The organism is Shouchella sp. JSM 1781072, from assembly GCF_041949915.1.
In the GTDB taxonomy this organism is placed as follows: domain Bacteria; phylum Bacillota; class Bacilli; order Bacillales; family Bacillaceae_D; genus Shouchella.
Map to the genome: position 1 here is coordinate 37,283 of NZ_JBHFQE010000003.1, position 20,133 is coordinate 57,415.

Below are 20,133 nucleotides of genomic sequence, written 5' to 3' on the forward strand. Positions count from 1 at the left end.
CTTCCAACGCTAATCTCTAGTCATCGCTACTTCATCGTGGTCCCAGTTCGATCTCTCATCGTACAAGTGACATGCGGCATAATGACCAGGTTCATACTCCTTTATTTCTGGTACCATCATAGCACATTTTTCCATTACTTTGGGACATCTTGTCCGAAACACACATCCGCTAGGTGGTGATATAGGACTAGGAATCTCTCCTTTTAGTAGAATCGGTTCGCGTTCATCTTCAAGATCAGGGTCTGGAATAGGGATCGCCGATAATAACGCTTCCGTATAAGGATGAAGCGGTCTTTTATAAAGTTGTTCGCTTGTTGTTAATTCAACTAATTTCCCTAGATACATCACACCAATTCGATCACTAATATGGCGTACCATCGAAAGGTCATGAGCAATGAACAAAAACGTTAGTCCTTGCTCCCGCTGAAGCTTTTGCAAAAGATTTACGACTTGTGCTTGAATGGATACATCTAGTGCCGAAATCGGTTCGTCTGCTACAATAAACTCTGGCTGTAAAGCAAGTGCCCGTGCAATTCCAATACGCTGACGCTGTCCTCCACTAAATTCATGTGGATACCGATTGGCATGTTCTTTATTTAAACCTACTGTTTCTAACAGCTCCCATACCCGTTCCTTTCTTTCCTTGCCTCTTAAGTGCCGGTGAACATCCAGCCCCTCAGCAATAATATCCATCACCATTGACCGAGGGTTTAACGAGGCATACGGATCTTGAAAAATCATTTGCATGCTTCGGTCCAGTTCTTTCTTCTGCTTGGCATTTGCTTGATGAACAATTTGATCCTTGAACGTAATCGATCCGTCTGTCGGTTCATAGAGTCTTAATATCGTCCGTCCTAATGTCGACTTTCCACATCCCGATTCACCAACTAAGCCAAACATTTCACCTTTTTTTATTGAAAATGAAACGCCGTCCACTGCCTTAAGCGTTTGATTTTTTCGTATATGAAAATGTTTCTTCACATCTCGTAATTCTATCATCATCTCATCTTTTTTCATGACGCATTCACCTCCCATAATGAGGAACTACTAAATCTTCTAACGCCACACAATTCTTTATCATAAATCGTCCCGCTTAGCGCAATCTCTTCAACGTTTTTCCCCGTTTTAGGTGCGTGAATGATCTTTCCGTTTCCAGCGTACATCGCTACGTGATGGACGCCACCTGCCCCTTCGTCATAAGCAAAATAAAGCAGGTCCCCTTGCTCCATCTCCTTTTCATTAATCACAATCCCTGTTTGAAATTGATTCGATGCATCTCTAGGAAGAATGATGCCGCTACTTTTATACATTCGATAAACAAAACCTGAACAATCAAACCCAAAACCGCTCATGCCTGCCCAGAGATAAGGAAGACCGAGAAACCGCCTTGCATTTGTTAAGAAGGCCGTTCCATTCTTTTCAAATTGCTGAAACGAAACCTCCATCCTCTCCATATACCCTTCTCCAAGTGGCGTGCGCACACGAATCCAGTCATCTTCAGCGGTTGTTACTTCAAACGTTGTTCCAAAGCTAAGGTGGAGCCAACGCTGTTTTTGTAGCGTATAAAGCCAAGCAGTTTGACTCGTAATCAGTACGCTTTGCTCACTGTTGACATGGTTTGAAGCAGCAAGATGACGGCTTGGCACCCAACCTGGGTATCCATTTACATGCTTCACTGTCGGTTGATCAGGGATGATAATTTCGGACCAGCCGTTTTCTTCATTTAACACTTCGACTCGATCGTTAAATAAAAGTTGTGTCTGTGCGAGATTATCTGTGCACAGCTGCAGACGGTCTTCATATGACATAGTAGCTAAATACACATCTATTCGATAAGGCTCTTCTGTAATCAGTTGATCAATTGGTCGTGGGGATGTGTTTGTCGTCCAAACTGTTGATACCGGCACACTTACGCGCTTTTCTATCATATTCTCACTCCCTCGTTCCCGCTTCTATCGTTACTGTTTTTTTATGTGTATCAAGGGTTGCTTGAGCCCCGTACGGTATGGAGTACACTGGCATGCAATGACCAATTGGAAACCCTCTTATGCATGGTTTTCCACTACGATTTAAATAGTGATCGAATACGTCTTCTAAACGAAGAGACCGATGACGCTTTTTAGGAGTACATTGATTAAAATCACCGATTACGAAACCAGCTGCATCATCAAGTATGCCTGCAAGTCTTAGCTGATTTAACATTCGATCAATCCGGTATGGCTCCTCTTCAATTTCTTCAAGAAACAAAAGAGCACCTTTCGCATTTATTTCGTAAGGGCTACCAATTAAACTGGATAACAAAGTAAGATTACCTCCAATAAGAGGTCCTTTCACGTAGCCATCTTGCAAACTCGTTACTGGTTGATCTTGCTCCTCCAACGTAAGTGCTGTAGGGGACATAATTTGTTTTAATCCTGCCATTGTTAAGGAATCAACTTCATTTGCTAAATCAGAGCTCATCATCGGTCCGTGAAAGGTTACGAGACCTGTTTGCTGGTAAATCGCTGTGTGCAGACACGTGATGTCGCTATAGCCCCAAAAAACTTTTGGGTTTTCCTTGATGAGATCGTACCGAATTTGATCGACTATTCTTGGTGTTCCGTAGCCACCGCACGCGCAAAAAATGCCTTTTACCTCATCATTTAAAAACATTTCTTCTAACGCTTTAATACGATGGGAGTCTTCTGCACTTAAATACCCAAAACCATCTGTTAAATGTTCAGATAGGAGTACTTGTAACCCCATCTCTTCATATATTTTCATAGCCTTCTCAATATTTGCTTGAAGTGGCTTACTAGCTGGCGCGATTACTCCAATTGTATCGCCTTTTTGTAATGCCTTCGGATAAATGGTCTTCATGTCACCCTCCAAATGGAAAAAGGGAGAGAGCTAAAACTTCTCCCCCTAATGATTTATTCATTTACATCTGCCCACTTTAGCTCTGTATACCCAACTGGGTGGCGAACAATGCCTGAAACGGCTTCATTTTCCAATACTGGCTGGTTATAAAAATAAAGTGGAAAGAACGGCATTTCTTCTAATACTAATGCTTCCGCTTCGTGCAGAAGTTCAAATCTCCGCTCTTCATCTCCTTCAGCTTTAGAATCAGCAATTAATTGGTCATACTCTTCGTTTGACCAGGCTGTGCGATTCATGGAGCTATCTGTCAAAAAGCTTTCTAAAAAGTTAATCGGGTCAGCATAGTCTGCCACAAAAGAGGAACGAGACATTTGCATTTCTAACCCACGTTGCCGATCTAAAAATACACTCGCTTCTACTACTTCTAGATCTACATCAACCTCAAGATTTTCGGCATACATCTGCTGTAAGCTTTCTGCAATCCGCTCATGTTCAGGAGGTCCAGAACTATACGAAATTGTAATAGATGGAAGCTCATCATACCCTTCTTCTTCCATTCCTTCAGCAAGGAGCTGCTTTGCCTCTTCTACATCGTATGCAAATAAGTCACCGCCTACCTCTCTAAAATCTTCACCAGAAGGTTCCGGAAATCCATAGGACACAAAGCCATTTGCAACATTTTGGTTTTGACGAATTACGCTATCCACGATCGTTTGTCGATCAACAGATTTAGCAAATGCTTTCCGAATTTTTTTATTTTGAAATGGTTCTTCTGTCGTTAAGAATCGATAAAAATACGTTCCCGCTTGATCATATAAATCTACTTCTCCACTAGCAATTAACTCTTCTGCCAAATCTGCTGGAGGCGTTGTTGAATGAAGTCCGCCTTGCTCAAATAAACTGTAGGCCGTATTTTGATCTTCTACCATGAGCCAAGTCGCTCCATCAAGGGCAACAGAATCTGCATCCCAGTATTCTTCATTACGAGTCATTCGTAGTTCCGTATTATGATCCCAGCCAGTTAATTCGAATGGTCCATTGCTAATGTACGTATCTGCTTCTTGATGCCATGAATCATTTTCCTCTACAGTCGCTTTATGAACGGGAAAGAAAGAAGGATTGGTTACTAAGTTTAAAAAGTATTGTTGCGGACTATTGAGAACAACTTCTAACGTCTTTTCATCAACAGCCGTCACCATCACGTCATCTTCAGAACCTTCACCTTCATAAAATTCATTTGCGCCATCAATCAAATTTGCTAAAAAAGCAGCTGGCGAACCTGTATCTGGATTAACAAGTCGTTTCCAGGCATACTCAAAATCTTCAGCTGTCACAGGATCTCCATTCGACCAGTTTGCATTTTCTCGAAGGTGAAACGTGTAGGTTAACCCATCGTCTGATACCTCGTACCGCTCTGCCACTGCCTCTTCAGGCTGATGATCTGCATTTAGTCGCATTAACCCTTCCATAATATTATTTAACGGTGCACTCGAAACTGTTTCGAACGCAATTTGTGGATCCAAGCTAACTGGTTCAGCACCATTGTTCACAATTAGCACGTTGTCACCCGTTTCATTTTCTTCGGTTCCCTCGTTCTCGTTTGGCTCGTTATCATTTGACGTACCTGTTGTACAAGCACTTAGCATCATCGTGGCCGCAACAGTTCCTAAAAACCATTTCTTTTTCATTTTGTTTCCCCCTTTTTTTATGCTAATTCTTTAAATACTTGCTTTGACCTTTCATCAAGCAACCAACATGCCGCTTGATGAGTCTCGGACACTTTTGTCATCTCAGGCATGTGATGACGACAAACATCCATCGCATAGTGACAACGAGCCGCAAACGGACAGCCTGTTGGTGGTGAAAACAAATCTGGTGGTGTCCCGGAAATTGGCACAAGTTCCTCTTTTGCATCGTCTAATCGGGGAATAGAACGTAACAGCCCTTTTGTGTAAGGATGAGCGGACTGATAGAAAAGCCCCCGACGATCGCTTAATTCAATTACTTTTCCTGCATACATCACGTGAACGCGATCCGCTAATTGAGCGACAACCCCAAGATCATGGGTAATTAAGATAATGGCGACGCCTGTTTTACGTTGAATTTCTTTAAAGAGCGATAGGATTTGCGCTTGAATCGTGACATCTAGTGCTGTGGTTGGCTCATCAGCAATTAAAATGTCCGGTTCACAAATAAGCGCCATCGCAATCATAAGACGCTGACGCATACCGCCACTAAATTCATGTGGATATTGCTTTAAGCGATCTTCTCCATTTGAAATGCCGACGATTGTCAACATTTCCAACGCCTTTGCTTTGGCTGCTGATGCGGAAATGGATGTATGCTTGCGAATGCCTTCTGTTAGCTGAGTTCCGATGCTAAGTGTCGGGTTTAAAGACGTCATCGGATCTTGGAAAATCATTGAGATATCATTTCCTTGTATTTTTCTCATTTTTTTATCTGACAACGTAAGCAAATTCGTTCCATTGAACCAAACTTCGCCTTGCTTCACTTTAGAAATTCCTTTTGGAAGCAGGCGCATGATGCTTTGTGCCGTTACGCTTTTCCCACAACCACTTTCTCCTACAATGGCAAGGGTTTCTCCTTTTTCAAGTTTTAAATTCACACCCCGAACAGCTTGGACTTCTCCACCATACGTTTTAAAATTTATATGTAAATCGTTAATTTCCAATAGCGACATGTTAGTTCCCCCTCGTCTTCGGATCAATGGCATCTTGTAGACCATCACCAAATACGTTAAACGCGTACATCGTTAGCGAGATAAAAAATGCAGGAAAGAATAAACGCCACCAGTTCCCTGTTAAGATGGAAGAAAGGCCGTCCTCTGCAAGCGATCCCCATGAAGCATAAGGTGCGGAAATGCCTAAGCCAAGAAAACTTAAAAATGCTTCCGCAAAAATAGCTGTAGGTACCGTTAGTGTCATTTGAATAATGATGGGTCCCATTGTATTTGGGAGTAGGCTTTTTCGAATAATATGACTTGTGCTCGCCCCAAAAACTTTAGAAGCAAGTACATACTCATTTTGTTTTAACGAAAGCACTTGCCCTCGCACAATTCGTGCCATGCCAACCCAACCGGTAATGGTTAATGCAATAATGATCGTTAGTAAGCCTGGACCCATAATAACCATTAGTAGAATGACGACGAGTAAGTAAGGTAGACCGTATAAAATCTCGACAATTCTCATCATAAATGAATCGGTTCTTCCACCTTTATAGCCAGAAACGCCACCGTAAATAATGCCGACCATACAATCAATTAATGCCGCTACTAATCCAACAAATAGCGAAATGCGCGCACCATACCAGGTTCTTGCAAACATATCTCGTCCTAGAGCGTCTGTGCCAAACCAATATTCACTCGATGGAGGTTGATTGACCATCGTATAATTGGGTGATGCGATTGAGTGTGGTGAGATCCACGGTCCAATAATCGCCATAATGGTTAAACCGATCATCGTAACCAAACCAAACATAGCAAGCTTATTTTGTTTTAGTCGCATCCAGACCGAGCGCCAATAAGAAAGAGATGGCCTTGATACTTGTTCAGCATTTATCTGTTCTGTATTCCGTTGAAACAATTCGTCTTTCACTGATTGACCATTTGAATCGAGCAAAGCCATTATTTTGCCTCCTTCTTGTCCAGGCGAATTCTTGGATCGAGGAAGCCATAGATAATATCAACAATGAGCAGCATAACGAGCAAGATCGCACTGTAAAAAATGGTTGTACCCATAATGACGGCGTAATCTCGATTGTTAATGCCTTCAACGAAATAACGACCGATTCCAGGAATAGCAAAAATCTTTTCAATTACAAAACTCCCTGTTAAAACCCCAGCAACGAGCGTTCCCATAATCGTGACCACTGGCATTAATCCATTTCTTAACGCATGTTTTGTCACGACAACAAAAGGTGAAAGTCCTTTCGCTTGAGCCGTTCGTATGTAATCTTGAGTGAGCACATCCACCATTGTCGAGCGGGTTAACCGTGCTATGATTGCCATCGGTGATGTTGCTAAAGCAAAAACAGGTAAGATCATATGTGTCCAATCGTGCCATAAAGCAACCGGTAGGTAGTCTTTAAACGACTGAATAAGCAAAGCGGCTAAAATGAAATTTGGTACGGATAACCCTAAAACCGCTAATGTCATTAATAGATAATCAATCATGCCATTTCTTCTTAAAGCAGCAAGTACGCCTAAGGTCACACCTGAAATAAGAGCAAACCCTAACGCATATAAGCCTAGTTCAAGCGAAACAGGAAATCCTCTTGAAATTAAATCGTTAACGGATACGGCCGGTTGAGAGATCGATGGGCCAAAATCAAACTGGATGATTGAGCCTAAATAATCAACGTATTGCAGGAGAACTGGACGATCTAAACCATAATACGCTTCAAGATTTGCTTGAACCGCTTCACTTGTATTGTGCTCGCCATTTAATGGCGAACCAGGCACACTATGCATTAGAAAAAATGTCGCCGTAATAATAATCCATAGCGTCATGACCATCGCTAAAAAGCGACGACTGACATATTTAAGCATGAATATCGCCTCTCTTTAACAAAACGTCGTCTGCATAGCCAGCTCCGTCATCACCAGCATTGCTTGATATGCCTCTTTTACATCTTTCGCTTTAAATCCTACCGTTGTCCCCGTTTCAATAAATGCGCCTGGCATTAGCGCTGCCCACTCAGCTTGGCCATAGTTCGCAAATTCAATATGTAAGGTCGGTGCTCCTTTTCGTTTTAACGGAGAGGCTGTCGGTGTTCGTAACGCTAAATGCGTTTTTTCCTGAAGCAGCTTTTGACTTTCACTCGGCGATAAACATAAAGCAGAAGATCGAGACTGAGCTACTTTAACCGAAGCCGTCACCACTCCTGGAAGAAGCGCTTCCGCCTCTCTGCAAGCGCCTTCATCCCCAGCTACAAACGCCACCGGCACGTCATAATAGCCTGCAAGAAACGCATTTAACCCAAGTTCACCGATTAAGACACCATCTAACCACATATTACGGACACCAAAAATCATCGTATGACTCATGACACCCGGCATAGAGGCTCGTGCATGATAGCCGATGAAGAAGACACTTTGATATGTATCATCCAAGCCTTGCATCATCGAATATGGCTTTACTTCGCCAGAGATAAGCTGAATCTCGTCGTGTAGTGCTTCAATAAGTAAATTATTCATTTTTCCATGTGAATCGTTTGCCACAAAGGTCTTACAACCATGTTTAAATGCGGCTTCTGCAACATGATTGACTTCTTGTGTCATTAACATTTGTCCCCTTGGGTAAAAACGTTCGCCAGGCGTCACAAACTGATGATCAACTAAACCGGTAATGCCTTCCATATCAACGGATGCATAAATCTTCATCTTCTTTACGCTCCTTTACAAATCATGATGTATCTTTACTTATTCGTAACGGTTGCCAGTTTTCCTGCTGAAAAGAAGAAGTGAATCATAAAAATTGTCAACTTTCCTTACATTCTGTCTTTTTATATAATTCTTGGAGTGAAAGTCGGATTCGTTTTCTATTTAGGCTAAATCGTCTAAAATAAAGCTACTATTATGAATTGGAGAATGATTTATGCAAAATGAGCAAAATTTTCGTACCGGTGTTACAACAACGCTTATATCCTATTTAATTTGGGGCTTGCTTCCACTCTATTGGGCATTGCTCTCATTTATTCCCGCTTTAGATGTATTAATGTATCGAATATTATTCGCTTTCCTTTTTATGATCGCACTCCTCATTTTCGCTAAAAAGAAAACCTTATACATACGCGAGATTAAAACGGTCTTTAGTCAGTCGAAACAGCTGATTCCAATGATTTTCGCAGCAGTGTTTATTAGTATAAACTGGTTTTTATTTATTTTTGCTGTCAGCAGCAATATGGTACTAGAAGCGAGTCTTGCTTATTATATTAACCCTCTTCTTAATGTCGTATTGGCAACCATAATTATTAAAGAAAAGCTAAGCACTGCTGAAAAATTTGCTGTATCCGCCGCAGGTATTGGCGTGCTTACCTTAATTCTCTTTAACGGCACCATTCCTTGGGCAGCTTTTGGGATGGCGTTAAGCTTTTGTTTTTACGGCTTTATAAAGCGTTCCGTTTCCATATCTGCTACTGCAGGTCTTTTTATTGAAACATTATTAGTTACACCGATTGCACTTCTATATTTATTTCTGTTTACGTCTTATGCATTTAGTGAATTTACACCTTCAACACTGCTTTTACTTGCAGGTGCAGGCATTTTTACAGCGGTGCCTTTGATGTTATTTTCCTATGGCGCCAAACATATTCCGTTTTCCTTAGTTGGCTTTCTACAATATATTGCGCCAACTTCTATGTTAATTCTCGGCATATTCGTGTTTGAAGAACCATTCTCGTATGTCCAGTTTCTTGCATTTTTCTTTATTTGGATTGGACTTATTACATTTACCTCCTCAAAATTTTCACAACGTAAAAAATCAAAACATGCCCGATTACATGAACGATGACGACGTTTCATGTATACTAGCAATGACAAACGAATGGAAAGGAATGATAAAACGTGACAACCTATCGTGGCTATATCGGTACGTATTCAAAAGGAGATAGCAAAGGCGTCTATACGTTTACTTTAGATACCGAAGCGAAAAGCCTGCAACAGTTGGACGTAGCGGCAGAATTGAAAGATCCAACTTTTGTAGCGGTTACGAATACAAATAAACTTTATGCTGTAATGAAAGAGGGTTCAGAAGGTGGTATTCACGCGTTTGACCTCGATCCTAAAAGCGGATCGCTCACACCGTTAAACAGAAACATTACGTCAGATGGCGGCCCTTGTCATGTTGCAGTTCGTTCAGACAACTTAAACGCCTTGTCCGCAAACTACCATAGTGGTTCCATTTTCTCTTATCAACTAAAAGAAGATGGGTCAGTAGGCGAGATTCTTTCCAGCGTAACCCACGAGGGAAGCGGGCCAAATAAAGACCGTCAAGAAAAAGCACACGCTCACTTTTCAGGATTCACGCCAGACGAACAGTTTGCTGTGGCTGTTGATTTAGGAACAGACGAAGTGATTCTTTATAAAAACGAGAAAGGTCAGTTAGAGCGTCACTTCACATTAAACGTTGCGCCGGGAGCAGGCCCTAGACACATCGCTTTTCACCCTCACGAAGCGTATGCCTATATTATGACAGAGCTATCGAATGAAGTGATTGTGTGCGAATACAATGCGTCACTTGGTGAACTTACTGAAGTTCAAACGATTTCTACTCTTCCAGAAGGCTTTGTTGAGGAAAGCTATGGTAGCGCGATTCACCTTTCAAGTGACGGGAAATTCGTATACGTAGCCAATCGCGGTCATAACTCAATTGCAAGTTTTGCTGTGAACGAACTTTCTGGCGAGCTCACACTAGTTGAAATCATCAGTACGGAAGGAAACTGGCCTCGTGATTTTCAACTCGATCCGTCCGGTAGCTTTTTGATTGCATCTAACCAAGAATCTGGCAACATGACAATGTATGAACGTAATCAATCATCAGGGCATTTGACTTTAATTGAAAAAGACATCCCGGTCCCTTATCCCGTTTGTGTTGTTTTTGTACAAGATTCTATTTAATAAAGAATACAGAAAAGCGCTGAGATAAGTTCTTCAGCGCTTCTTTTTTTATATGAGCAGTAAGCTTTCTTCGGTAGGTTTGTAGTCAAACGCTAAATCTCGAGCGACCGCTTCGTACGTTACAAAGCCAGCAGCTGTATTTAATCCTTTTGCTAAAGCAGGATTTCTACTTAGCGCCTGCTTAATTCCTTGATCTGCAATCTGCTTCGCGTACGGAATGGTTACATTTGTTAAAGCAATCGTTGACGTTCGAGGAACCGCACCTGGCATATTTGCTACAGCATAATGAATAATGCCATGTTTTACATAGGTCGGTTGATCGTGTGTTGTCACTTGGTCAGCTGTCTCAATAATTCCTCCCTGATCAACTGCTACATCAACCACTACGCTTCCTTCTTTCATCGCTTTGATCATTTCTTCCGTAACAAGTTTTGGCGCTTTCGCTCCTGGTATGAGAACAGCCCCAATGACGAGGTCTGCTTCTTCTACAGCAACAGCAATATTAAGTGGATTCGACATCATCGTCTGAATATCGTTGCCGAACTGATCATCAAGCTGACGCAATCGCTCTGCGCTTACATCAAGTAGTGTAACTTGTGCCCCTAAACCGATCGCCATTTTTGCTGCGTTCGTCCCTACGACTCCACCACCGACAATCGCTACTTTTGCTCTTTTCACTCCGGGTACACCAGATAAAAGAATCCCTTTTCCTCCATTTGTTTTTTCTAAAAAGCGAGCGCCCATCTGTGTAGCCATTCTCCCCGCAACTTCACTCATTGGTGTTAAAAGAGGGAGAGTCCCCCACTGTTCCACCGTTTCATAAGCAACAGCTGTGACTTTTTTAGTAATGAGCGCTTCCGTCAAAGAACGCTCTGCGGCTAAATGTAAATACGTAAATAAGATTAATCCTTCACGAAAATAAGCAAATTCAGGCTCTAACGGCTCCTTCACTTTCATAATCATATCCGCATTCTTCCATACATCAACTGCTTTCGCTTCCATTCGTGCACCAGCTTGCTGATATTCTTCATCTGTAAACCCACTGCCGTCTCCTGCACCAGATTCAACAATGACAGAATGCCCGCTTACCGTTAACGTCATGACCCCAGCAGGTGTAATCGCGACACGATTTTCGTAGCTTTTTATCTCTTTCGGAACACCAATTATCATGGTTTCTAACCTCCTACGACCGATTCTATTTGTAGTATATCCACAAATAGCGCGATTCTCTTCATTTTAGTTAGCTAAAAATTCCCCTCTTCATTTGTGCAAATAACACAAATGATTTGATAATTCTTTTTACTCTCCTTGATTTCGCAAGTCTAAATATAACCCAATGCGCTCATTTGGCTTTTTTAAATCAAGATTCGTTAATTCAGAAATCCGCTTCATCCGATACTGTAAAGAATTTGAATGAATATGAAGTGCTTTTGCCGTCATGGCAAGATGCCCATCTTTCTTCAAAAATTCGTCTAACGTTTTTAGTAAGTAGGTTTGATTTTGTTCATCATACTTCTCCAATACGCGCAAAGCAGGATGCTTGCTCATGACGTACGCTTTTTCCTCGTAAGGGACAATATACCGCATTGCTCCTGCTTGAAAATAAAATAGCTCTTTACTTAATTCATCTTTGAAACGTTTTTTTAGTGCGAGCATCATTTTTGCCTGTTCATACGATTTTGCCATGCTTTCGAATTGCGTAAATGGGTTCCCACATGCAACTGGAATCTCGTTATGTAAAGATTGATGTACCTTCCCAACTGGTTCCGCCACAGTTGAATGAACAAAAATAGCAATGAAATAACGCCCATCGAACATATATATCGAACTGAAAGACTGAATCAATTGTTCTACTTTTATTAGATTTTCTGCAAAATTCTGCAAATCAACCATAAGAATGCATTTCTCTGTATCTGCACTTAACCATGATGCTGGCAAATCCGTTGTCGTATAGGTATTCGTAATGATTTTCCACAGCTTCTCTTCTTTAGTCGGCTTTAAATGCTCGCGGTCGTATATAGAAAAATAACCACTTGCTTTAACAGCAACTTTTTTTAACCATTGTTGCTCAAATACCGTTAATGAACGAATCGTTTCTGAAACCCATATATAGCCAATCACACCATTCGCCCCATCCCGGATCGATAAGGCGACACGCCGTCCAAGTCCAAATTCTTCAATTCCGGCAATAACGAGTGGTTCTGGTGATTGATTTAATGCTGTCATAATTCCATCTTTCCAAAAACGATGAATCAGTTTATCAGGAACTTTTCTGCCAATAATGGTCGAGACTCGAGCGGAATCCGTTCCTTCACCGTGTTCCGAATATGCCAATAGATGGTGATGTTTGTTTTCAATCGTAATGGGGCAAGCGAGGAGTTTTCCTAAACTTTCTGCGAACGAATCTAAATGGCTATGGGTCTGATTTAGAAATTGTTTATATGCATCGGACATAGCTAACCCTACTTTCTCTTTAGTTCCTTCTCCTAAGTATAGCAAACTTCCGCCTTCCTCTCGGCACGAATTATGACCCGCCGAACGCTTCTAATGCTCGTTGACGTGCACGCTGGTGATCGACAATAGGTGCAGGATAGCCATCAGAGCCGTACTCTTTTTGCTTATCCTTATCCATTTCATAAGGTTTATGAATCGATGCCGTTGGTACATCCCTCAACTCTTCAACGTACGAGCGAATAAAACGACCATGAGGGTCGAACCGCTCTGCCTGACGATATGGGTTAAAAACCCGAAAATACGGAACCGCATCCGTTCCAGTTGAAGCCGCCCATTGCCAGCCACCAATGTTCGATGCTGGATCATAGTCAATAAGCCGCTCCGCAAAATAGTGTTCGCCTAAGCGCCAATCGATTAGCAAATGCTTCGTTAAAAACGATGCCACGACCATTCTCAAACGATTGTGCATCCACCCCGTTGTATTAAGTTGACGCATAGCGGCATCTACTAGTGGGTAGCCTGTTTTTCCTTCTTTCCATGCCTCCAACTGTTCTTCATCCGTTCGCCATTCAATGCCTTGGTACTGCTCTTTAATTTCTTTATCGTGACTACTAGGGTAGTGGGCATAGATCATATTGTAAAAATCACGCCACGCTAACTCCTGGATAAAGGTCTCCGCGCCTGCATCGTTATGCATCTGGTCTCTTTTTTCCTGCACGGCATGAAAAACTGTTCGTATAGAAAGTGCGCCCGTCCTTAAAAATTTCGACAACTGGCTTGTCCCATCGTACTCAGGAAAATCTCTGTCTTTTTCATAGGCTTCTATACGGTCGTCTAAAAAGGTCGCCAAATAATCATGGGCTGCTTTTTCACCAGCCTCGTCTTTCCATTTTCCTGTTTTCTGCTGCATGATTCGTTTATACGCTTCATCACCCGCTTCGTGAACGCTACTTTGTGTGGCACTTCGCTTCGTTAATACGTCTTCATCAATGGAACATGCTTCAGGTTTACCTAATTGGCGCCATTTCTTATAATATGGTGTAAATACTTTATAATGCTCGCCATCGCCCTTTAACAGCTCATACGCCCCATGTAAGTGATGATCAATGAAGGAATATGTCTGAATGCTCGCTTGCTCAGCCCATGATTCAAATGCGTCATCACGGGTTTTGCCAAAACCTGTTTCGTCTTTATTAAAATAAATGCCCTTTACGTTATCTATAGAAGAAAGAAGTTGATCAAAACTCTCCTCTAGCTCACCATATAAAAACACGACCTGGAACTTGATGCGGTTCGTGTGGTCGACAAACGCTTTTAATGTTTCATAAAAGTAATCATGCCGAACGGTGAACGAATCCGTGAGTGCTGGATGAATATGAAAGACTCCTAAAATCGTATCACCCGCTTGATCCGCATTTTCAATTGCCTTTGCCAGCGCTTGATGATCGCTCAAGCGTAAATCTCTTCGAAACCACACAATGTGAACAGCCATGTTATTCGCTCCTCTAATACGTAGTAAAAAAGCGCATTGCTTTTTTTGCAACACGCTTCTCTCCTATTCCCCTTTTTCTGTCGGATAATCATGGGTGATCCAATCACTCCAAGAACCTGGATACAATTTTACATCTTTAAAACCAGCCTGCTTTAACCCTGCAAAAAGAGGGCATGCCGAAATCCCAGAGCCGCAATAGACAATGACTTCATCTTCCTTGGAACCTATTGATTCAAACATTTCTGCTAGTTTCTGTTGATCTTTCCACAGTCCATTCTCTTGCAACACATGTTTCCAGAAGAAACTCGTGGCACCAGGAATATGGCCTGCCTTTGCATCAAGTTCTTCGTTTTCACCAAGAAATCGATCATACGACCGTGCATCAAGTAACGATGTGCGAGGATGTCGCTGATGAACGTCTTCATGCGTCACGAGCATATTCCTATTTAACTGTGGATGAAATGTCTTTGGTTTCGGATTTTGTTGGGTGGCAGTTGTTTCATAGCCACGTTTTTTCCATTGTTGCAAGCCTCCATCTAAAAGGTAGACGGATTCATTTCCGATGTACGTAAGCATCCACCATGCTCTGCCTGCAGCCATACCCCCGCTTCCTTCATCATAAATCACGACGACGCTGTTTTCATTGATCCCTTTTTTTTCCGCCATTTCCGCAATTTGTTCAGGGCGCGGCATCGGATAACGTCCGCCTTGCTTTAAAGAGCGGTCTGCAAGGTCATTAGCCATATCAACAAAAATTGCGTTCGGAATATGGCTTTCTTCATATTGACGTCTCCCTTTTTGTTCATCTTTTAAATCATGCCGTGCATCTACTAAAACGAACTCTTTCTTTTCATCTAACCACTTTTTAAGGGTATCAACAGATATAATCATTTTTCTTCCTCCTTAACGTTTGAGTGTACACATAAAAAACTTGCCACCTTCACCGGATTCTTGATGAGAGTAGCAAGCTTCGAATCAATCCTTAGTTGTTTAGTAAAAAATTAGAAATTTCATCAAGATGTTGTTCTACTGAAATGGGATCGTTAAAGTAATAGCCAATCGGGTCCATTTCAAACACTCGCTCATCTTCTACCGCATCAAGTCCTTCCCAGATTGAGCTTTCATACAGGAAGTTTCCATCTAGGTTCACAGTCCAAGGTGCTGTTAATATATAATCTCCAGCATGCTCTGGAACCGCTTCTAATGCTAGGTTGTTAAAGCCATCTGTTCCAACGGATTCAACCGCTGCATCTGGCATATTTAGTTCGAATTCCTCGTACATAATCTCGCCACCACGACCCCAGCCGCTTCCATATAAGTAAACATCGCTATCAGTTGGCTGTAGGATTGAAATCGTGTCTTCACCCACTGCTTCTTGTACTTCTGGTTTTAACGATTCTACTTGCTCATCCCAACTATCGATCCAGCTTTGTGCTGCATCTTCTCTTCCGAACATTTCACCAAATTCCATTAATTGCTCTTTATATCCTAACGAGGCATAATCAACCGCTACAGTTGTGGCAACACTTTCTAATTGATCAAGGATTTCAGAAGAGCCGTAAGCAATAATTAAATCAGGATCAAGCTCAACAATTTGCTCGATAGAAACAGAGCTTGCGTCACCTAGATTTTCAACACCGTCTGTGTGCTCCTCTAGAAAAGGACTTTCAAACACATAGTCAGTCGTTGCCGCTACATCAATTCCTAATTCTTGTAAGTAACCGTAATAAACATCTGCTAATAAGACAACACGCTCTGGATTAGCAGGCACTTCCTGCATGCCATTCATCGCCTCATATGAAATGGTTTCTTCCGTTGCTTCTCCATTTTCATCTGCTTCTGAACCCGTATTATCCTGTTCCCCATTGCCACAAGCAGCTAACGCCATCGTACTAAACGCGACCGCACCGAGCGACCATTTATTAAACCAATTCATTTGTTTATCCCTCTCTTTATTGATAAAGATTTTCAATTACATTCAAATTATAGTATGGATAGACAGAATGCGCAAATTATATCGATAGAAAGTCCTCGTTTTTTGTCCTTTTTTAAACTACATATTGCGACAGCTTTCTGAAAACATTAAAATAAAATTTATATTTTATGGGGGTGGTTCACTTGGAGAAAGAACATGAAACAAAACTGAAACGTACGCTTACGCTGGTACCGCTTTTAGTCATTGGCTTAGCCTATATGGACCCGTTAGTCGTTTTTGATACGTATGGCATTGTCGCTCAATTAACCGAGGGACATGTCGCAACAGCTTATTTATTTACCATTGCTGCACTTCTCTTAACAGCCTATAGCTACGGCAGAATGGTTCAGGCTTTTCCAAAAGCGGGGTCAGCGTATACGTACGCTCAAAAAAGCATTCATCCTAACGTCGGATTTGCAGCTGGCTGGACGCTCTTGCTCGATTATTTATTCTTACCAATGGTTAACTTCGCCATTGGCATGGTTTATTTACAAGCTGCTTTTCCACAGATTCCTGCATTTATTTGGGTTGTTCTTTTAGCTACAGCGATTACCACAATTAATATTCTTGGCATTCGTCTCACTGCAAACGTTACAGGACTTTTTGTCGCGTTCCAAATTCTCGTTGCTGGCATATTTGTATTCTTTATTGTCCGCGGTTTAAATAATGGGTTCGGGACTGGCGAACTTTTATCCATGATGCCGTTTTACAGCACTTCTTTGGAAATGACGACCATTTTTACTGGTGCAGCCATTCTCTGCTTTTCTTTTCTCGGATTTGATGCGATTTCGACCCTTTCTGAAGAAACAAAAAACCCAAAAAGAACAGTACCACTTGCGATTATTTTAGTAGTGTTGATTGGTGGGGGACTGTTTGTAGGTGTATCCTATCTCATGCAGCTTGTCTACCCAAACTATGAAACGTTTGTATCTGCTGAAGCTGCATCATTAGAGATTGCCCATTATGTTGGCGGCGCATTTCTTTACTCTTTATTCCTTGCCGGAACGATGGTAGCTGTTGTGTCATCGTCTATGTCTTCTCACGCAAGTGCCTCTCGACTCTTATTTGCAATGGGAAGAGACCAAACATTACCAAAGCGTTTTTTCGGTTATTTGCACCCGAGATTTAAAACACCTGTATTTAACATTGTTCTTATTGGAGCCTTATCGTTAACAGCCATCTTCGGTGAACTAGAAATCATCTATTCCTTTATAAGTTTTGGTGCTTTAATTGGCTTCACGAGCGTGAATGCTTCCGTTATCGCTCATTATTTTATTCGACAAAAGCAACGTTCTTTAAAAGGAATCATTTTAAATTTGCTCATTCCGCTCTTAGGTGCTCTGTTTTGTTTGTTCTTATTGTACTCAATCGAAACGAATGCGCTTATTATTGGCGTTAGCTGGATGTTACTCGGTCTTCTTTATTTCATTTTTCGCAGGAAAAAATTTGCATCGACTTAATAATTGAAATCATACGTTAGAACAAGTAAGATGGAGAGTAATGAAAAACGATGAATTACGATAACATTCTACAAATTTGTCGTATCATGATTAAGGGAGGTTTATGTGCGACAATTTAAGAAATCATTCTTACTTATTTTTACTTGTCTCCTTACACTTGGTTTCATTATTTCTTACTATGCCTTAATGAACGATCGATTCTTTTTTACTATAGATCATGCTGAAGGGACATTGGCAGATAAATATGTAGTTCAGGAGCCGGAAGTACCCATTGAAGAAGTGATATACGCAGAAGAACTTCATCCAAAAGTCGCAGATAAAACCGAAACATTAATTGAACAAGCCGCTGATAATGGCATAGATATCATTATTACAGATGGATTTCGAAGTTTTGAAGAGCAAGATGAGCTTTATCAACAAGGTCGATCTTCAAGCGGAAATATCGTCACCAATGTTTCAGGAGGCGAGTCTTTCCATAATTTCGGTTTAGCTGTTGATTATGCGTTGTTAAATAGCGATGGTCAACCGATTTGGGATATCGAGTATGATGGCAATCAAAATGGCGAATCCGATTGGTTTGAAGTTGCAGATATGGCAAAAGACCTAGGATTTGTGTGGGGTGGAGATTGGAATCATTTTGTCGACTATCCTCATCTAGAAATGACGTTTGGATATTCCATTCGCGATATTCAACGTGCACTTGAACAATCAGAACATCAAAACGAAGTGACTACGCAATAACACCTATTGTAGTCACTTTTTTTATATTTACTTGGTCATTTTCATCGTTCTTGCAGGAAATTAAAGAAAAAGCGAGAATTGATTTTAAAGGAAAGAATGCAATGTTCGATATATTATAAGAAGTGGGTTGATGACCGTGGAACTAGGTAGAACAATAAAGTACTACCGGATTAAACATAACATGACACAAGCCGAACTTGCTGATGGTATATGTTCTATTCCACATTTAAGTAAAATTGAAAATTCAATATATAATGCCAATTTCGGGACTGCAGCACTACTTTTAGAAAGACTCGGAATTAATATTGAGGAAGAATATGCCCAGCACACGGAAATTAAACAAACGCTTGATTCATTTATTGAAGCCATTCAGTTTGCAGATGAAGAAAAAGCAATTGAACATTATGAATTGCTGTTAGATAAAGAAACGGTTATCCCAAGAACAAATTACAGAAATACGTATCACTTATATATGATGCGCTATCACCTAATGAACGGGAATTTGAATCTTGCTTTTAAGGATTGGAGCATTGTCGATAAAAATCGAAGTAACCTCGACACAATTGAAGAGCGCTTCGCCGAATTGTTCTATGGGATTTACCTTGTTGAGATTGGTCGGCTAAATGAAGCAAAGCAGCTACTTTTACAACTACAAAATGAAGAGTACGCCGCGAATTTTCTATTTGTTCGCGAAGTTGCGTTTATTATGTCTCATTGCTACACACAATTAAATGAACCAGAAAAAGCAATTATTTATGCGAAAGAAGCCCTTTATATTTTTAAGCAAGAAGATAATTACTTACGCATCGCTCAATCACAAATGCTTCTGGGCATTAATTATACCCAGCTCAATATGCTTGAAGAATCGTTTCGTGTATTTAAGGTTCTTTTACGAAACACACGCTTAATTGGTCACAAACCCTTATTTTTTCAAGCGACATTTAATTTCGGCATTCTATTAAAAAAACAAGCTGAATACGAACAAAGCCATGAATGCTTTCAGCAATGTACAGACTACTATAAAGTTGGCAGTAAAAATTACCTGTATACCCGTTTAGCGAATGTTGATGTTTTGTTCTCCATGAATGCGGAAACAACGTTTATTCGCGACATATTAGATGAGATTATCGAACTTAGTTTGCATCATGCTTATGAACGAATTGAACTTCAAGCACGCTATTTTCTCTATCGTCTTGATTCTTCAGATCAGCTGTATCACTTCCTAGAAAATGAGCTCCTTCCTCATTTTGAACAACTGGAAGATGCAACTGCATTTATCCCCTATGCACAAGAGCTCGCTAGGTGGTATCAACAAAATGGACAATACGAGAAAGCAAATGAGTATTTACAAAAATACATTACTAAACCACAAAAACGTGACTTATCAATGGTTTAGAAGATCATTTAAAGAATAAACGAAAAAACATCTCTTCGATTACGCTCATCGATGGAGATGTTTTTTTGTTTAGACGCTTATGTTTTTAAAAGAAAACTCCTCTTGTAGACGAATCCACAA

At 41.0% G+C, this 20,133-nt stretch carries 18 protein-coding genes; 5 read left to right on the top strand and 13 right to left on the bottom strand.

All coding sequences use genetic code 11. The features are described from left to right. Positions 1-9 precede the first annotated feature (9 nt). From ACE1TH_RS14110 to ACE1TH_RS14145, 8 genes are read right to left on the bottom strand one after another with little or no spacing between them, the layout of a single operon-like run. A complete protein-coding gene (locus ACE1TH_RS14110) occupies positions 10-1,017 on the bottom strand; it encodes an ABC transporter ATP-binding protein (RefSeq protein ID WP_375079306.1) in 1,008 nt (335 codons plus the stop codon). Further along, positions 1,014-1,928, bottom strand: a complete 915-nt coding sequence (locus ACE1TH_RS14115) for a C40 family peptidase (RefSeq protein ID WP_375079307.1) — start codon at positions 1,926-1,928, stop codon at positions 1,014-1,016. The genes ACE1TH_RS14110 and ACE1TH_RS14115 overlap by 4 nt, the downstream gene beginning before the upstream one ends. A gap of 4 nt (positions 1,929-1,932) precedes the next feature. Next, the gene (locus ACE1TH_RS14120; RefSeq protein WP_375079308.1) at positions 1,933-2,859 is read right to left on the bottom strand and encodes a S66 peptidase family protein; all 927 of its coding nucleotides are present in this window, start codon (positions 2,857-2,859) and stop codon (positions 1,933-1,935) included. A gap of 53 nt (positions 2,860-2,912) precedes the next feature. Next, on the bottom strand, positions 2,913-4,547 hold the full coding sequence (locus ACE1TH_RS14125; RefSeq protein WP_375079309.1) for a peptide ABC transporter substrate-binding protein: 1,635 nt from the start codon (positions 4,545-4,547) through the stop codon (positions 2,913-2,915). A 17-nt stretch (positions 4,548-4,564) separates the two neighbouring features. Continuing rightward, the gene (locus ACE1TH_RS14130) at positions 4,565-5,560 is read right to left on the bottom strand and encodes an ABC transporter ATP-binding protein (protein ID WP_255223867.1); all 996 of its coding nucleotides are present in this window, start codon (positions 5,558-5,560) and stop codon (positions 4,565-4,567) included. Between the two features lies 1 nt (position 5,561). Further along, a complete protein-coding gene (locus tag ACE1TH_RS14135) occupies positions 5,562-6,503 on the bottom strand; it encodes an ABC transporter permease (RefSeq protein ID WP_375079310.1) in 942 nt (313 codons plus the stop codon). Continuing rightward, positions 6,503-7,426 (bottom strand): ABC transporter permease, encoded by a 924-nt coding sequence (locus ACE1TH_RS14140; protein WP_099303591.1) that lies wholly within the window; start codon positions 7,424-7,426, stop codon positions 6,503-6,505. Before ACE1TH_RS14140 ends, ACE1TH_RS14135 begins: the two co-directional genes overlap by 1 nt. A 15-nt stretch (positions 7,427-7,441) precedes the next feature. Then, positions 7,442-8,260, bottom strand: coding sequence for a M55 family metallopeptidase (locus ACE1TH_RS14145; RefSeq protein ID WP_099303593.1), 819 nt, complete (start codon positions 8,258-8,260; stop codon positions 7,442-7,444). Positions 8,261-8,474: 214 nt separating this feature from the next. Between ACE1TH_RS14145 and rarD the strand changes: the two genes are divergently transcribed. Together rarD and ACE1TH_RS14155 are read left to right on the top strand one after the other, a co-directional pair. Next, the gene (gene rarD / locus ACE1TH_RS14150) at positions 8,475-9,389 is read left to right on the top strand and encodes an EamA family transporter RarD (RefSeq protein ID WP_375079311.1); all 915 of its coding nucleotides are present in this window, start codon (positions 8,475-8,477) and stop codon (positions 9,387-9,389) included. A gap of 53 nt (positions 9,390-9,442) precedes the next feature. Next, on the top strand, positions 9,443-10,495 hold the full coding sequence (locus ACE1TH_RS14155) for a lactonase family protein (protein ID WP_375079312.1): 1,053 nt from the start codon (positions 9,443-9,445) through the stop codon (positions 10,493-10,495). Between the two features lie 48 nt (positions 10,496-10,543). On the opposite strand, the gene ald is transcribed toward ACE1TH_RS14155, so the two are convergent. The 5 genes from ald to ACE1TH_RS14180 form a co-directional block, all read right to left on the bottom strand. Continuing rightward, positions 10,544-11,665 carry an alanine dehydrogenase gene (gene ald / locus ACE1TH_RS14160; RefSeq protein WP_255223870.1) on the bottom strand — a complete coding sequence of 374 codons (1,122 nt, stop codon included), beginning with the start codon at positions 11,663-11,665 and terminating at the stop codon, positions 10,544-10,546. Between the two features lie 129 nt (positions 11,666-11,794). Continuing rightward, the gene (locus ACE1TH_RS14165; RefSeq protein WP_255223871.1) at positions 11,795-12,949 is read right to left on the bottom strand and encodes a PucR family transcriptional regulator; all 1,155 of its coding nucleotides are present in this window, start codon (positions 12,947-12,949) and stop codon (positions 11,795-11,797) included. A 70-nt stretch (positions 12,950-13,019) separates the two neighbouring features. Further along, entirely contained in the window at positions 13,020-14,441 is a 1,422-nt protein-coding gene (locus ACE1TH_RS14170; protein WP_375079313.1) for a cryptochrome/photolyase family protein, read from the bottom strand. A 63-nt stretch (positions 14,442-14,504) separates the two neighbouring features. Beyond that, on the bottom strand, positions 14,505-15,332 hold the full coding sequence (locus ACE1TH_RS14175; RefSeq protein ID WP_375079314.1) for a sulfurtransferase: 828 nt from the start codon (positions 15,330-15,332) through the stop codon (positions 14,505-14,507). A gap of 91 nt (positions 15,333-15,423) precedes the next feature. After that, complete coding sequence (locus ACE1TH_RS14180) at positions 15,424-16,377, bottom strand: ABC transporter substrate-binding protein (protein ID WP_375079315.1); 954 nt, start codon at positions 16,375-16,377, stop codon at positions 15,424-15,426. A 167-nt stretch (positions 16,378-16,544) separates the two neighbouring features. On the opposite strand from ACE1TH_RS14180, the gene ACE1TH_RS14185 reads away from it, so the two are divergent. The 3 genes from ACE1TH_RS14185 (at position 16,545) to ACE1TH_RS14195 (ending at position 20,013) form a co-directional block, all read left to right on the top strand. Then, the gene (locus ACE1TH_RS14185; RefSeq protein ID WP_375079316.1) at positions 16,545-17,876 is read left to right on the top strand and encodes an APC family permease; all 1,332 of its coding nucleotides are present in this window, start codon (positions 16,545-16,547) and stop codon (positions 17,874-17,876) included. Between the two features lie 186 nt (positions 17,877-18,062). Next, complete coding sequence (locus ACE1TH_RS14190; RefSeq protein ID WP_375079662.1) at positions 18,063-18,617, top strand: M15 family metallopeptidase; 555 nt, start codon at positions 18,063-18,065, stop codon at positions 18,615-18,617. Positions 18,618-18,747: 130 nt separating this feature from the next. Further along, positions 18,748-20,013 carry a helix-turn-helix domain-containing protein gene (locus ACE1TH_RS14195; protein ID WP_375079317.1) on the top strand — a complete coding sequence of 422 codons (1,266 nt, stop codon included), beginning with the start codon at positions 18,748-18,750 and terminating at the stop codon, positions 20,011-20,013. The last annotated feature ends 120 nt before the right edge of the window (positions 20,014-20,133 follow it).

Coding starts and splice junctions, on each gene's coding strand:
- ACE1TH_RS14140 (WP_099303591.1), bottom strand. CDS start 7,426: ATGCTTAAATATGTCAGTCGTCGCTTTTTAGCGATGGTCATGACGCTA.
- ACE1TH_RS14125 (WP_375079309.1), bottom strand. CDS start 4,547: ATGAAAAAGAAATGGTTTTTAGGAACTGTTGCGGCCACGATGATGCTA.
- ACE1TH_RS14195 (WP_375079317.1), top strand. CDS start 18,748: ATGACCGTGGAACTAGGTAGAACAATAAAGTACTACCGGATTAAACAT.
- ACE1TH_RS14185 (WP_375079316.1), top strand. CDS start 16,545: ATGGGGGTGGTTCACTTGGAGAAAGAACATGAAACAAAACTGAAACGT.
- ACE1TH_RS14180 (WP_375079315.1), bottom strand. CDS start 16,377: ATGAATTGGTTTAATAAATGGTCGCTCGGTGCGGTCGCGTTTAGTACG.
- ACE1TH_RS14130 (WP_255223867.1), bottom strand. CDS start 5,560: ATGTCGCTATTGGAAATTAACGATTTACATATAAATTTTAAAACGTAT.
- ACE1TH_RS14175 (WP_375079314.1), bottom strand. CDS start 15,332: ATGATTATATCTGTTGATACCCTTAAAAAGTGGTTAGATGAAAAGAAA.
- ACE1TH_RS14115 (WP_375079307.1), bottom strand. CDS start 1,928: ATGATAGAAAAGCGCGTAAGTGTGCCGGTATCAACAGTTTGGACGACA.
- ACE1TH_RS14190 (WP_375079662.1), top strand. CDS start 18,063: ATGAACGATCGATTCTTTTTTACTATAGATCATGCTGAAGGGACATTG.
- ald (WP_255223870.1), bottom strand. CDS start 11,665: ATGATAATTGGTGTTCCGAAAGAGATAAAAAGCTACGAAAATCGTGTC.
- ACE1TH_RS14135 (WP_375079310.1), bottom strand. CDS start 6,503: ATGGCTTTGCTCGATTCAAATGGTCAATCAGTGAAAGACGAATTGTTT.
- ACE1TH_RS14170 (WP_375079313.1), bottom strand. CDS start 14,441: ATGGCTGTTCACATTGTGTGGTTTCGAAGAGATTTACGCTTGAGCGAT.
- ACE1TH_RS14165 (WP_255223871.1), bottom strand. CDS start 12,949: ATGTCCGATGCATATAAACAATTTCTAAATCAGACCCATAGCCATTTA.
- ACE1TH_RS14120 (WP_375079308.1), bottom strand. CDS start 2,859: ATGAAGACCATTTATCCGAAGGCATTACAAAAAGGCGATACAATTGGA.
- ACE1TH_RS14110 (WP_375079306.1), bottom strand. CDS start 1,017: ATGAAAAAAGATGAGATGATGATAGAATTACGAGATGTGAAGAAACAT.
- ACE1TH_RS14145 (WP_099303593.1), bottom strand. CDS start 8,260: ATGAAGATTTATGCATCCGTTGATATGGAAGGCATTACCGGTTTAGTT.
- rarD (WP_375079311.1), top strand. CDS start 8,475: ATGCAAAATGAGCAAAATTTTCGTACCGGTGTTACAACAACGCTTATA.